Genomic DNA, 13,189 nt, shown 5'->3' with positions numbered 1-13,189 from the left:
GCGTCCGTGCCCGCCCCGGACGCCGGAGAGGTCATTGGATAGGGTCGAGGACATGGCCCTCATGCCTCGGCTCCGGCAGCTGCTGCGCCGCCCGTTCTCCGCCTCCACGGTGGGTACGCGCCGGCCGTCGCGCTCGCAGCGCGGGGACACGGTGCAGGAGGACGCGCTGCGGGCGATGCTGGCCGACGACCCCAACGACGCCCGGGCGTTCTACGCCCTCGCCGAGGTCGTCCGACGCCGCGCGGCCGAGTCGCCGAGCCCGGACGACCCGCTCAGCGCCCCGTCCGACGAGGTAGCCAAGCAGCGGGCCGCGGACCTTGCGGTCTGGTCGCTCGCCGAGGAGCTCGCCGGGCACCCGCGGGGCTGGCGGCCGCTGCTCGAGCTGGGGCGGCTGTCCGTCGCGGACGACCCGGAGGGCGCGGTGCGCCGGCTCAGCACGGCGTCCGAGCGCGAACCGGAGGGGGAGGCGCTGGCGGAGGGGCTCATGATCCTGCGCGACGCCGGGATGCCCACCGAGGCGTTGGGGCTCGGCATCGGGCACTGGCGCGCACGCGAGCACACCCCGGAGGTGGGCCGCCAGCTCGTCCTCGCGGCGCTGGAGGCCGGGCGTGTGGCCGAGGCGAGGCAGCACCTGCAGTCGCTGGCGCTGCACCCGGGCACGGGGGAGCTACGCGCCGAGCTGGAGCGTGTGGTCGCCGCGCGCGAGCAGTCCACGCCGAGATAGAGAACCCCACGCGCCGAGATAGAGAACCCCGAACCGCGAGATAGAGAAGCTCGGACAAGGCCGCACCTGGTGCGGCCTTGTCCGAGCTTCTCGCGGTTCGGGGTTCTCTATCCCGCGGAGGTCAGCTGTCCCCGCCGGCGATGCCGGAGGTGCCCGCGTTGACGTCGAACAGGCGGTACTTCTCGACCGCCTTCGCGACGACGTCCGCCGGGACCTCGCCGCGGCGGGCGAGCTGCTGCAGCGTCCGCACGACCATCGACGGGCCGTCGATGAGGAAGAAGCGCCGCGCCGCGGCGCGCGTGTCGGAGAAGCCGAAGCCGTCCGCACCGAGCACCGCGTAGTCGCCCGGCACCCACGCACGGATCTGGTCCGGCACCAGGTGATCGAAGTCGCTCGTCGCGACGAACGGGCCCTGGGCGCCCGACAGCTTCTGCGTGACGTACGGGGTCCGCGGCTCCACGGTGGGGTTCACCAGGGAGTCGTGCTCGGACGCCAGCGCGTCCCGACGCAGCTCGTTCCAGCTCGTCACCGACCACACGTCGGCCGACACGCCCCAGTCCTTGGCGAGGAGCTGCTGCGCCTCCAGCGCCCACGGCACGCCCACGCCGGACGCGAGGAGCTGGGCCTTGGGGCCGTCCCCGTCGCCGGTCGAGATGCGGTGGATGCCGCGCAGGATGCCGTCGACGTCGACGTCCTCCGGCTCGGCCGGCTGGATCATCGGCTCGTTGTACACCGTGAGGTAGTACATGACGTTCTGGTCGCGGCCGTCCGACCCGTCGCCGTACATGCGCTCGATACCGTCGCGCATGATGTGCCGGATCTCGTACCCGAAGGCGGGGTCGTACTGCACCATCGCCGTGTTCGTGCCGGCGATGATCGGCGAGTGCCCGTCCGCGTGCTGCAGGCCCTCGCCGGTCAGCGTGGTGCGGCCGGCGGTGGCGCCGATGATAAAGCCGCGGGTGAGCTGGTCGCCCGCCGCCCAGAACTGGTCGCCGGTGCGCTGGAAGCCGAACATCGAGTAGAAGATGTAGACCGGCACCATGGTCTCGCCGTGCGTCGCGTACGACGTGCCCACGGACTGGAAGGCCGCGGCCGACCCGGCCTCGTTGATGCCGGTGTGCATGATCTGCCCGGTCTCGGACTCCTTGTAGCTCAGCATGAGCTCGCGGTCCACGGCGAGGTAGTTCTGCCCCTGCGTGTTGAAGATCTTGGCGCTCGGGAAGATCGCGTCCAGACCGAACGTGCGGGCCTCGTCCGGGATGATCGGCACGATGCGCTTGCCGAACTCCTTGTCCTTGATCAGGTCCTTGAGCAGGCGCACGAAGGCCATCGTGCTGGCCACGTGCTGGGTGCCGGAGCCCTTCTTGAGGATCTCGTACGACTTCGGGTCCGGCAGGGTCAGCGCCTTGGGCGACGACCGGCGCTCGGGCAGGAACCCGCCCAGGTGGCGACGACGCTCCAGCAGGTACTGGATGGTCTCGTCGTCCATGCCCGGGTGGTAGTACGGCGGCAGGTACGGGTCGGCGTCGATCTGCTCGTCCGTCAGCGGGATGCGCAGGTTGTCGCGCAGCGCCTTGAGGTCCTCGTTCTTGACCTTCTTCATCTGGTGCGTGGAGTTGCGGCCCGCGAAGCTGGATCCGAGCGCGTAGCCCTTGACCGTCTGCGCCAGGATGATCGTCGGCTGGCCCGTGTGGGCGCGCGCGGCGGCGTACGCGGCGTAGATCTTGCGGTAGTCGTGGCCACCGCGCTTCATGTTCCAGATGTCGTCGTCCGTCATGTTCTGCACGAGCGCCTTGGTCCGCGGGTCGCGGCCGAAGAAGTGCTCGCGGATGAACGCCCCGGACTCCGCGCGGTACGTCTGGTAGTCGCCGTCAGGCGTGGCATTCATGAGGTTCACCAGGGCGCGGTCCTTGTCCGCGTTGAGCAGGGCGTCCCACTCGCGGCCCCAGACCACCTTGATGACGTTCCAGCCGGCGCCCTTGAACTGGGCCTCCAGCTCCTGGATGATCTTGCCGTTCCCGCGCACGGGGCCATCGAGGCGCTGCAGGTTGCAGTTCACCACGAAGGTCAGGTTGTCGAGCGCCTGGTGCGCCGCGAGCTGGATCATGCCGCGCGACTCGGGCTCGTCCATCTCGCCGTCGCCGAGGAACGCCCACACGTCCTGCTGGCTCGTGTCCTTGATGCCGCGGTTGTGCAGGTACTGGTTGGTCCAGGCCTGGTAGATCGCCGACGCCGGGCCGAGGCCCATCGAGACGGTCGGGAACTCCCAGAAGTCGGGCAGCATCCGCGGGTGCGGGTACGACGGCAGGCCGCCGCCGGAGTGTGACTTCTCCTGGCGGAACCCGTCGAGCTGCTCGGCGCTGAGCCGGCCCTCGAGGTAGCCGCGGGCGTACTGCCCGGGGGAGGAGTGGCCCTGGAAGTACACCTGGTCGCCACCGCCGGCGTGGTCCTTGCCGCGGAAGAAGTGGTTGAGGCCCACCTCGTACAGCGTCGCGACGGACGCGTAGGAGGAGATGTGGCCGCCGACGGACACGTCGGGACGCTGGGCGCGGGTCACCATGACGGCGGCGTTCCAGCGGATCCACGAGCGGTAGCGACGCTCCATCGCCTCGTCGCCCGGGAAGTACGGCTCGTCGTGCACGGCGATCGTATTGACGTACGGGGTCGCCACCGATGCGGGGATGTGCACGTTGCGCTCCCGCGCGCGACGGAGCACGTTGAGCATGACGTACCGGGCACGCGGGCCGCCCTTGTCGTCGATCAGGCCGTCGAGCGACTCGACCCACTCCGACGTCTCGGCGGGGTCGATGTCCGGGACGGCGCTGAGCAGGCCGTTGATCAACGGTCCGGTCTCCTCGTACGAAGCCACCAGCAACCTCTCTCATCTTCGGGCGGTGGCGGCACATGGTCGCCGCCCCGGGCCCGTGTCAGGCATCCCGTCGTAGGGGCACCGCGACGCGTGGTCGCGACGGTGCGACCACGAACGGGTGGTCATCACTCATTGTGTCCCCAGATGAGGCGGGGGGACACACCATCGGCCGGTCAAGGATCCGTGATCTACGTCATGCCAGGGCGCCGGTGTCGCCGAGATCGCGGCGGGTGAACGCCGTCCCGCAGACCGGGACGCCCCGGGGGGTTGCCGGGCGCGCGCGCTTCCGGTGGACTACGTTGGCGCACACGGGTCATGAGGGCCCCGAGTGCGCCCTTGTACGTCATACGGAGAGGAACGAAGGTCCAACGTGGGTAAGCAGGCGGAATCCCCGGCAGCACGGTTCGGGTTCGGCACCGGGCAGGTGGTGCAGGAGTTCGGGTGGGGAGAGGACGTCGACGACGCGCTGCGTGCGGACATCGAGGCCGTGGTCGGCAGCGAGCTGGTCGACGAGGACTATGACGACGTCACCGACGGTGTGATCGTGTGGTGGCGTGACGACGACGGCGACCTGACGGACACGCTCGTCGACGTCCTGACGGTGCTCGACGACGGAGGCCTCATCTGGCTCCTCACGTTGAAGCCCGGCCGGGACGGGCACGTGGGCCACGACGAGATCCAGGAGGCCGCGACAACCGCCGGCCTGCATGCCACGAGCACTTTCGCCGTGGCGCCGGACTGGTCGGCCACGAAGCTGGCCAACCGCGGTCGTGGCCGCTGAGCCGGTGACGAGCGGGGCCCCGGAGGCGCGGGGGCGCGCGGGCGACCCCGCGCCGGACTTCACCCTGCCGGACACGCACGGCACCCCCGTGCACCTGGCTGACCTGCGCGACGACCCGGCGCTCGTCGTCTTCTTCCCGTTCGCGTTCTCGGGCATCTGCACCAGCGAGCTGTGCGAGCTGCGCGACAACATCGAGGACTTCGAGGCGGCCGGGGTGCGCCTGCTGGCGGTGTCGACCGACCCGGTGTTCACGCTCAAGGCGTGGCAGGAGCAGGAGGGTTTCGGCTTCGACTTGCTGAGCGACTTCTGGCCGCACGGCGCCGCGGCCGACGCCTACGGCGTATTCGACCCGGGTAGCGGTCATGCGCTGCGCGGGTCGTTCCTCGTCGACGCCGACGGGATCGTGCGGTGGTCGGTCGTCAATCCGCGCGGTCAGCGGCGCGACCTGGAGGCGTACCGCGAGGCGCTCGCGGAGATCTGACGCGTGGAGCTCCCCGACGTGCGGGGATCCGGCGTGAGGCGCGCGGCGTCGAGCGATGGCTCCGGCGCCCGGTATTCTTGCCTGCGCTGCCAGGGCCTGTAGCTCAGCTGGTCAGAGCGCCACGCTTACACCGTGGATGTCGGGGGTTCGAGTCCCTCCGGGCCCACCACCAGGGGATTTTGTCCTTCTGACCTGCATGTTCATCGCCTGTCGTCGTGGACCGACGAGGACCTGAAGGGCTCGAGAAGGACTCTCTCAGGCCCGCCACAGGCCCGCGAGAGGCCCGCCAGAGGCCCGCGAGCCTCACGGATCGACCCGCACACCTTGCTGCCGGAGGGCGGTGAGGAGCATGGGCGCGAATCGATCGTTCGGTGACGTCCAGCCGCGGCGGAGCAAGACGGACAACCGGATCGTCAGCTGGCGCGCCCGCTACTGGGGGCCAGACTCCCGCCGCTACTCCGCGAGCTTCGGTGACAAGCTCTCGGCGCAGATGTGGCTCGTCGAGGAGCGCAAGCTGATCGACCGGGGGGAGTGGCGCCCGCCGGACCGGCGCGACGTCGTGCGGCGGCTGACGGTGGCGGAGTGGGCGTCCGAGTACGTCGAGTCCCGGTCGCTGGCGCCGTCGACGTACCGCAACTACACACGGATGGTCCGCGTGTACGTGGAGCCGACGCTCGGGCGCCAGTACCTGCACGACGTCACGATCACCGACGTCGCTGTCTGGCACGCCCAGCTCAAGGCCGACCTGCGCAAGCGGGCGAAGGCCAAGGGCCGCACCAACGGGGACGGCGCGGGGGAGGCGGCACAGGTCTACAAGTTCGTCTCCGGGGTGTTCCGCGCCGCCGTCAGCGCGGGCCTGATCGACACCTCGCCGGTGCGGATCACCGGCGCCGGCCGGTACCGCCGCCATCGCACCCCCGTGGTGCTGACGCCCGAGGAGGTCGAGGCGCTGGCTCGCGCGCTGCCGGAGAAGTACCGCGCCCTGGCCGACGTGATGTCCTGGACCGGGCTCCGCATCGGCGAGGTGCGCGCGCTGCGCCGGCGCGACGTCGACGTGCGCGACCCGGACGACGCCACGATCACCGTTGCCCAGAACGTCTCCCAGGGCGGCAGGGGAGTGGGGGCCGTCGTCGGGCGCCCGAAGACGGAGGCGGGCTCGCGCACGATCGCCATTCCGCGCGTCGTCGCCGAGTCGCTGGCCGAGCACCTGGGGAGGTTCGCGCAGCCGGGGCGTGACGGGCTCGTCTTCCCCTCTCGGACCGGAACGGTGCTGTCCGAGGGCACCTGGCGGTACGCGTGGATCACGGCCCGTGAGAAGGCCGGTCTGCCGGACGTCAAGACCCACGACCTGCGGCACACGAGTCTCACCATGGCGGCCCGGGCCGGCGCGACGACCGCCGAGCTCATGCACCGCGGAGGCCACACCGAGGCGCGCATCGCGATGATCTACCAGCACGCATCGGCCGAGCGTGACCGCATGATCACCCAGCGCATGGTCGAGCTGCGGCGCGCCGACGAGCTCGCCGCACGGCGGGCGCGCAAGCGCGGCGAACCGGGAGACGACGACAGCCGTGAACTGCACTGAGCCGGTCCTCGCGTTCCTCACGAGGACTCGCTCGCACACCTCACCAGTGACAGTCACCGATAGCCAGGAGGTCGACATGGCCACGCAACGACGACAGCCCGCGCGGCCGCCCACCGGCAGGCTCGTCCCTCTCGTCGAGGCCGCCCAGGAGTTCAGCATCTGCACCAAGACGATCCGTCGTCGCATCGCCAGCGGCACCATCACCGGCTACAAAGTCGGCCGCGTGATCCGCGTCGACCTCGACGAGCTCCGCCGTCAGCTCGTCGTCCAGATGCCCTCAGCGCGGAGTGCACGGTGACGGAAGCCTCCCGCCCGTCCGGGCGTGGGACGGCCGAACCACCCACGAAGCGTCGCCAGGTCGTGGCCGGCGTGTGCCCGCGCTGCGGGAGTGCCGTGCAGCGCCGGAAGACGGGCCGGCCGGCGACCTGGTGCTCGCAGGTCTGCCGGCGTGCTGCGTACGAGGAGCGCCGCGCGGCACGCTCGGGGGCCGTGGCGCTGGAGTTCGTCGACCGAGTGCGGGTCGAGGGGATACAGCACTCACGGGACGACTGCCTCGCGACGGTGCTCGCCTCGCCGGTGGCGACGTCGAGGCTCCTCGAGGCGCTGCTGCGGAAGCTTGCTCTCGACGGGGAGCTGTGGGAGCCGCGCTGGGAGCGGACCTGCGACGCGTTGTCGAGGTGCGGGTGGGTCATGGAGGGCGCACGCGGCGCCCGACGATGAACCTCCATGACCGGCCGACGGCGAGATCAGCGGTGGTCCCGAATCGGGACCAACGCTTTGCGTCAATTGTCTGAACTGGTGTCGCGCCGAGGCGAACGGTGTGACCCGGCGCGTTGAGCCCGAATCGGGCGCAACGCCTTCGTCCTGTATGCCCGGTTGAAGTCCGAGTCCGCGCCGATGTCCATGCGCCGGTCGCGCAGTGTCGACCTGAAGTTCGGCCGAAGTCTCCTTGTGTAGTTCGGCTCCTGCTGGTGGTGTCCCGAAGGGCCGACATAGCCCGTGTTGTTCGGCTCCGCCGAGGACCGTGGGCCGACGCGCGCCGCCGTGCAACGGCGCTCCAGGTGGGTGTCCATGCCCGCCACGCTGGCAGGCGTGCGTCCCACTTTTCGTATCCCCGCGGTGCGTATCCCCTCAGGGACGTGGCCGTATCGGCAGGTCAGCGGCGTCTCCCCGGTAATTCTCCTGGAAGGTGTGACCTGCATCGCTTCGACCTGACGACCGCCTGCACTGTAGACGCTTCAGAAACCACCGATTCTGAGGCACGCCAGAATCGGGTTCTGGAGGTTTCGAAACTGGGCGGTCCAGGGGCAGGCCGGGCTGGCGAGGGTGGCGAGACTTAGGACTCTCTCGCCACCCTCGCCGTTCGTTTTAGATGATGTGGAGCAGCACCAGAAGGGATAGGAAAGCGTAAGGTACCGAACCCACGACGAACCCGAGGCCCAGCGCAAGTGGCACGACCGTGCGGTGCGTGAACCAGAACACCGATCCGATTAGGGCAATTGCCACTCCTGCCATCGGAACACTCCAGAAGAGCCACGGGGAAGTGATGAGCGCTGCACCCGCAGAAATCCAGAAGACCCAGGATCTAAGCAACGTCTCCCAGAATCCAACCGTCCGGCTTTCGTGCCGGTCGAGCTGCATCTCGGCCATCCTTGGAGTCTACAGCGCTGCCTTCTTGGCGAACGTGCCTCGACGGAGCAAGGACGCGCAATCGCCGCTCTTCGAGCCCGACGCGGCGTAGGTCCACGTGCCGTTCGTCCGGCCTGTGACGCTCGCACGGAGACTCGTGTAGGTCGCCTTCGACGGGTTGCAGAACCACGTGTTCTTGAAGGACCCCCATGTTGTCGTCGTGAAGCCGGCGTGCGAACTGCCCTTCGAGGTCCTTGACCACCCCGGATCCATCCATGACCATCGGTGATACCAGCTGTTCCGCTGCGTGGTGTTCCACCTGACCTCGGCATCCGTGCTGTTGACCTTCAGGGCTGGCGGGTCCATGTACCAGGTGTTGACGGCAGCGAACCAACGGGCGGCGGCGAGAGGTGCTACGTCCGGCCCGGACTCCTCGTCCGTAAGGTCGCCCGCCGCGGGCACTCCGCCTGTGTCGACGACCTCGGGCACGGCGTCAGCGGGGTAGATGGCGCGAGCGACCTTGAGGGTGCAGGTCGTGGGGTCATAGGTGAGCTCGATGCTGGCTTCGGCAGTGTTGTCCGCGGGGCCAGGGCGCTCCTGGTTGAACTCGCACCCTGCCACGTTCTCGGGCGGGTGCGGGTTCCAGGGATCCTCTACCAGAGTGGTCGGGAGAGGTGTACCCGCTACCTGCTCGACGGTGAAACCGGGTAGCTCGGAAGGATCGAAGTTGTAGTGAACGACCCCTTGGCCGTCAACATATGTCTCATCGACGGGAGTGCCAGGAGCCGGCTCGGCAGCGGTTGCGAATTGAGTCACAGAGCCCGAGATAAGTAGAGATATTGCGGCTATCTGGGTCGCGCGCCGGAGAGCTTTCTTGTCCAGGGCCATTCCTGGACCTCCTAAGGGAGAGAAGGGCGAGCGCTCGCCACCTTCTGAGCGCGTGGTTCGAAGCGTAGGAAGCATTCCCCGGGCCGGCGACCGGGGTAGAGGGTGAATTTGACCCCTTCAGTCAGGGGCCGTCAGAGGCCAACTGTGAGCCCCCCGCTCGGGGCATCATCGGACCCTGTCAGGCGCGCGTAGCGGGGCTCTACCGAGTCGCTTTGATGAGACGGCGTAGCCCTAGACAGGGACTCGCGCGAGCACGCCTCCCCGCGACTGCGTGTTGGACTTCGACAACAAGGCGCAGGGCATCAAAACTGACCGATTCTGATGCGACCCCCCCGCGGGCTCGACGCGCCGGCGACACGCCGCTCAAGGACCCGCTTCAAAACCCCTGCCGGTTCATAACCACCGGCGGGGTTTTCGCGACGGTCGCAGCATGGCGATCACCTCCGGCTATGCGCGGGCCTGGGCGTCGACGCAGGGCCCCGACGCACAGCGCGATGCGCTCCTCGAGCTCAGCGCCTGACGCCAGCCGCATCACGGAGCGCTTAACCACCAGCGGGAACTTGACCGGTGGCGACCTCGACTGCGCCACCGGTGGCCCCGCCTGACCGGTAGACCCGGCCCGCAGCCGCGCGGCGTCGGGCGGGAGAAGTCGAATCGCCCGCATCCCGACCCCGACGAGTCGTGGTCCGAACGGCGCCGGTGAAGCCCAGCTCCTGACCAGGTAGACACCATCGCCACCCGCCTCAACGAGGTCACCATCGTGCTCCACAGCGAGGAGCAAACCTCACCTGCGAGCGAGCTACGCACGCCTGGACTCGTGTATCCCCCGGGGGGCCTCCGCGCAGAATCGAGCGGTCACACGTCTTGCAGTTGAGGTCGCGAGTTCCGTCTGTGCGGAACGGAGTCGTCTCGCGTCGTTAGGGAGCCGTCGAACTGGCTCCGGCCCTCCTGAGTCTGTGCCCGGGCTGGCGGACAGGCGGCACGCTCCACGGTCTCACGGGACCAAAAAAGAGCCTGCAGTTCCACCGTGTCGGTGGTCATCGGCATACTCGTAGCCGGTGCACTCGCTGGTCGCGCGCGCTTCGAAGATTCTTTGAGCGATCGGAGCGAGTTGACCTACGAGGATGCCGCGGCGGTCGGCCGTGACCGGTACTTGCTCGCGCAGGTGCGCGAGTCGTTTGGTCGCGTGGCGTACGCCCACAAGACCCACGAGAAGCAGGCGGACATCTGCTTCGCCAAGCACCGCCTGCAGCAGGCTGTGCTCATCGCGCTGACGGCGATCAGTTCGGGCACGTTCCTGGTCGCGGTGATGAGCCAGTTTGCCAGCACGACGGTGACCAGCTTCGTGACCTCCACCGTCGCGGTCCTGGTCACCTGGGTCACGCTCGGGGCGAAGACGTTCCGGTTCCACGAGGAGGCCGAAGGGCACCGAGACAGCGCGTCCCGACTGTGGGGCGTGCGCGAGTCCTACATCTCGCTCATCGCCGACCTGATGTCCGGCGAGATCACGGACGCTGATGCCAGGGCTCGCCGCGACGAGCTGCAGGAGGCTGCCCGCGCGATCTACTCCGGGGCATCGCGGACGAGCAGCAAGGCGTACGACAGGGCCAAGGAAGGGCTGAAGAACAACGAGGAGCTGACGTTCAGCTCCCGCGAGCTGGACCTCCTGCTCCCCGAGGCTCTGCGGCTCAACGGAGACGAGGTCTGACGATGGAGACCGGCGAGATCTTCGACGGGCTGCTGGCGAACCTCAAGGTGGGGGACAAGGTCACGACGATCCGCACCCGCCGGGACGAGATCACCAAGGCCCTGAACAAGAATTTTCGCGACAAGGACGCGTGCGTTGACTACAGGCTGATGATCGGCTCGTTCGGACGGCACACGGCGATCAAGTCCATCTCCGACCTCGACATGATCTTCATCCTGCCGGCGGGGCTGCGCGACGACTACGACGACGCCAACGGACCGCGCCGGATGCTCGAGCGGGTGCGCAACGTACTGAAGGCGCGATACCCGAACACCGACATCCGCGTCGACCAGTGCGTCGTGCGCTTGCAGTTCACCTCCAACTCATTCAAGTTCGAGGTCCAGCCGGCTTTCGAGAACGCCGACGAGAGCTTCAACTACCCCGACACCAAGGCCGAGACCTGGAAGACCACCAAGCCGCGCGCGGAGATCACGGCCACGAAGGAGTGCAACGACCGCACCTCGGCCAACATGCGCCACCTCGCCCGGATGGCCCGAGCCTGGAAGAACACGAACGGCGTGAACATCGGCGGTCTGGTAATCGATACGCTGGTCTACAACTTCTTCCAGCAGACCAGTGCGTACGACTCGGCAAACACGGGCTCGTTCGACCTGATGTCCCGTGACTTCTTCGAGTTCCTCAAGGACGAGCCCGAGAAGGACTACTACCTGGCCCTCGGAAGCCGCCAGCGTGTCCACGTCAAGGCCAAGTTCAAGGCCAAGGCGAAGAAGGCCTACAACCGCTGCGTCTCCGCGATCGAGAACGAGGGCAAGTCCGCGGCAGTCAAGAAGTGGCGCGAGGTCTTCGGCACCAGCGTGCCGCTGACGGTTGCCGAGGCTGCTCTAACTGCATCGACCTCGTCCAGGAGCACCGAGAAGTTCATCGAGGACCTGAACCCGGTCGACATCCGCGAGACGCTGACCATCGACTGCGAGGTCACTCAGGATGGCTGGCGGCCGGTGTGGCTGCGTGCGATGAGCCGCGTTGGGATGCCCCTCCTGGCGGGTAAACGATTGAAGTTCAAGGTCACCAGCTGCACGGTCGAAGAGCCGTACACGCTGAAGTGGAAGGTGCTGAACCGCGGCGAAGGGGCCGAGCGGCGACATATGACCCGCGGCGACATCATCTCCTCGACGGGTCCCGACACTCGCATCGAGCACTCGAGCTTCCGAGGTGAGCACCTAGTCGAGTGCTTCGCCATCAAGGACGGGGTCGTCGTCGCCCGAGACCGCATCGACGTGCCGATCACCACCAACCGCGCGGACTGACGCCGGCGCGAGCACGCGTGACCGAACCGTCCGGCGAAGCCGACGCCGGACGTCGTCGGCGTGTAGTTCGACGTCGCCCCCTGTGTCTTGATCCGGGCGGGTCGTGTTCCTGCCGTGCTGTGCGCGCGGGTGATCGTCGCGTCCACCGACACGTTCCAGTCGACCTGGCCGGCCACGTCGGCCTCGGCCAGCAGGACCGCGAGAACCCGGTCCCAGGTTCCGTCCCCGACACACCGGCGATACTGGCTTCCAGACCGCCTTCCACGGCCTGAACTCCTCACGCGGCAGCTCGCGCCACCGGATCCCGGTCCAGTGCCGGTAGATGGTCGCCTCGACCACCCGCCGGTCGTCACCGAACGGGCGACCCCGCCGCCCGACGTTCGAGGGCAGCACTGGCTCGATCCGCTCCCACTGCCCGTCCGACAGCGTCCGGTACCGCGAAGACGTCACCTCGACAGTCTGCTGCGCGCCTCACCGACAATTTGGGAGACATGTCCTGACCCTGGACCCGCAGGCACGCGGTGCGGGATGATGACCTGAACCGGGGAGGTGCGCGTGGCCAAGGGCTTCAAGATCAACGAGCGTGGCATGCGGCAGATGGAGCGCGAGCTGCAACGGAGGGTCGACAAGATGTCGATCAAGGTGCCGGTCCAAGCAGGCACGAAGGGTGTCGCCTCCGCCGGCTGGGGTTCGACCGTAGTGAACAACTACCACGCGCCGGTGGTCACGGTTAATGGCGACCACGCGCAATTGGCCTGGAACAGCGAGTCCGTGAACCAGACACAGACGTCTGATATCGCCGACGGGTACACGCCGCTCGCCGCGGCGGTCTCCGAGCTGCTCGCCTCGCTCGAGACTCTGGGCCTTGAGGCAGACGACGCGAAAGTGGTCCGGGCAGAGAGTGCCGCTGTCCTCGCAGAGGTGACGAAGCCCAGCCCCGATGCCATGGTGATGAAGGGCAAGGTCGTGACCCTCCGCGGCCTTCTCGCGCCCGTCCTGATCGGTCTCAGTAGCGCGGTGACCAGTGAGACGGCGGACACGGCCCGCGACCTGCTCGAGAAGCTCACGACCTCTCTCGGGTCCTGACACCGGCCGATCGCGAAGAGCCGGCCGCCGGTCACCCTCGGGACTCTAGGGCGTCTCCTAAGAGCGTTATTCACGGGCTCGGGGTTAGCCATGGGTATGTGATGGCCTGACCTACATCGTTGCTGGTCAGA

The 13,189-nt window shown here is 68.2% G+C and carries 11 protein-coding genes, 1 tRNA gene and 1 pseudogene; 9 read left to right on the top strand and 4 right to left on the bottom strand.

Annotation, left to right across the window (positions count from 1 at the left end; translation table 11 throughout):
- Positions 1 to 52: 52 nt before the first annotated feature.
- Positions 53 to 724 (top strand): hypothetical protein, encoded by a 672-nt coding sequence (locus AC1C2W_RS12230; protein WP_495391306.1) that lies wholly within the window; start codon positions 53 to 55, stop codon positions 722 to 724.
- A 121-nt stretch (positions 725 to 845) separates the two neighbouring features.
- Here AC1C2W_RS12230 and aceE read toward each other — a convergent pair whose 3' ends face one another.
- The gene (gene aceE / locus AC1C2W_RS12225) at positions 846 to 3,593 is read right to left on the bottom strand and encodes a pyruvate dehydrogenase (acetyl-transferring), homodimeric type (protein ID WP_495413221.1); all 2,748 of its coding nucleotides are present in this window, start codon (positions 3,591 to 3,593) and stop codon (positions 846 to 848) included.
- 370 nt (positions 3,594 to 3,963) lie between these two features.
- Here aceE and AC1C2W_RS12220 point away from each other — a divergent pair, with 370 nt between their 5' ends.
- The 5 genes from AC1C2W_RS12220 to AC1C2W_RS12200 all read left to right on the top strand — a co-directional run bounded on the left by AC1C2W_RS12220 (position 3,964) and on the right by AC1C2W_RS12200 (position 6,738).
- Positions 3,964 to 4,374, top strand: coding sequence for a DUF3052 domain-containing protein (locus AC1C2W_RS12220; protein ID WP_495413220.1), 411 nt, complete (start codon positions 3,964 to 3,966; stop codon positions 4,372 to 4,374).
- A gap of 4 nt (positions 4,375 to 4,378) precedes the next feature.
- Positions 4,379 to 4,855 carry a peroxiredoxin gene (locus AC1C2W_RS12215; protein ID WP_495413219.1) on the top strand — a complete coding sequence of 159 codons (477 nt, stop codon included), beginning with the start codon at positions 4,379 to 4,381 and terminating at the stop codon, positions 4,853 to 4,855.
- Positions 4,856 to 4,947: 92 nt separating this feature from the next.
- Positions 4,948 to 5,024: transfer RNA gene (locus AC1C2W_RS12210), tRNA-Val, on the top strand.
- Positions 5,025 to 5,204: 180 nt separating this feature from the next.
- Positions 5,205 to 6,440, top strand: coding sequence for a tyrosine-type recombinase/integrase (locus tag AC1C2W_RS12205; RefSeq protein WP_495413218.1), 1,236 nt, complete (start codon positions 5,205 to 5,207; stop codon positions 6,438 to 6,440).
- Between the two features lie 76 nt (positions 6,441 to 6,516).
- Complete coding sequence (locus AC1C2W_RS12200) at positions 6,517 to 6,738, top strand: helix-turn-helix domain-containing protein (protein ID WP_495391311.1); 222 nt, start codon at positions 6,517 to 6,519, stop codon at positions 6,736 to 6,738.
- Positions 6,739 to 7,808: 1,070 nt separating this feature from the next.
- On the opposite strand, the gene AC1C2W_RS12195 is transcribed toward AC1C2W_RS12200, so the two are convergent.
- The gene (locus tag AC1C2W_RS12195; RefSeq protein ID WP_495391312.1) at positions 7,809 to 8,090 is read right to left on the bottom strand and encodes a hypothetical protein; all 282 of its coding nucleotides are present in this window, start codon (positions 8,088 to 8,090) and stop codon (positions 7,809 to 7,811) included.
- Positions 8,091 to 8,099: 9 nt separating this feature from the next.
- Positions 8,100 to 8,957 (bottom strand): hypothetical protein, encoded by an 858-nt coding sequence (locus AC1C2W_RS12190; protein WP_495391313.1) that lies wholly within the window; start codon positions 8,955 to 8,957, stop codon positions 8,100 to 8,102.
- Between the two features lie 1,111 nt (positions 8,958 to 10,068).
- Here AC1C2W_RS12190 and AC1C2W_RS12185 point away from each other — a divergent pair.
- Complete coding sequence (locus tag AC1C2W_RS12185) at positions 10,069 to 10,665, top strand: SLATT domain-containing protein (protein WP_495391314.1); 597 nt, start codon at positions 10,069 to 10,071, stop codon at positions 10,663 to 10,665.
- 2 nt (positions 10,666 to 10,667) lie between these two features.
- On the top strand, positions 10,668 to 11,972 hold the full coding sequence (locus tag AC1C2W_RS12180) for a nucleotide-binding domain-containing protein (protein WP_495413217.1): 1,305 nt from the start codon (positions 10,668 to 10,670) through the stop codon (positions 11,970 to 11,972).
- Positions 11,973 to 12,050: 78 nt separating this feature from the next.
- On the opposite strand, the pseudogene AC1C2W_RS12175 reads toward AC1C2W_RS12180, so the two are convergent.
- Positions 12,051 to 12,422, bottom strand: a pseudogene (locus AC1C2W_RS12175) (transposase); the annotation flags it as partial.
- A gap of 105 nt (positions 12,423 to 12,527) precedes the next feature.
- On the opposite strand from AC1C2W_RS12175, the gene AC1C2W_RS12170 reads away from it, so the two are divergent.
- Positions 12,528 to 13,058, top strand: coding sequence for a hypothetical protein (locus tag AC1C2W_RS12170; protein WP_495391315.1), 531 nt, complete (start codon positions 12,528 to 12,530; stop codon positions 13,056 to 13,058).
- The last annotated feature ends 131 nt before the right edge of the window (positions 13,059 to 13,189 follow it).

It is taken from the genome of Isoptericola sp. Y581 (assembly GCF_059445475.1).
The sequence above is the reverse complement of the archived record's forward strand: the minus strand, read 5'-3'. Positions and strand labels throughout refer to the sequence as shown.

Coding starts and splice junctions, on each gene's coding strand:
- AC1C2W_RS12180 (WP_495413217.1), top strand. CDS start 10,668: ATGGAGACCGGCGAGATCTTCGACGGGCTGCTGGCGAACCTCAAGGTG.
- AC1C2W_RS12200 (WP_495391311.1), top strand. CDS start 6,517: ATGGCCACGCAACGACGACAGCCCGCGCGGCCGCCCACCGGCAGGCTC.
- AC1C2W_RS12205 (WP_495413218.1), top strand. CDS start 5,205: ATGGGCGCGAATCGATCGTTCGGTGACGTCCAGCCGCGGCGGAGCAAG.
- AC1C2W_RS12195 (WP_495391312.1), bottom strand. CDS start 8,090: ATGGCCGAGATGCAGCTCGACCGGCACGAAAGCCGGACGGTTGGATTC.
- AC1C2W_RS12230 (WP_495391306.1), top strand. CDS start 53: ATGGCCCTCATGCCTCGGCTCCGGCAGCTGCTGCGCCGCCCGTTCTCC.
- AC1C2W_RS12190 (WP_495391313.1), bottom strand. CDS start 8,957: ATGGCCCTGGACAAGAAAGCTCTCCGGCGCGCGACCCAGATAGCCGCA.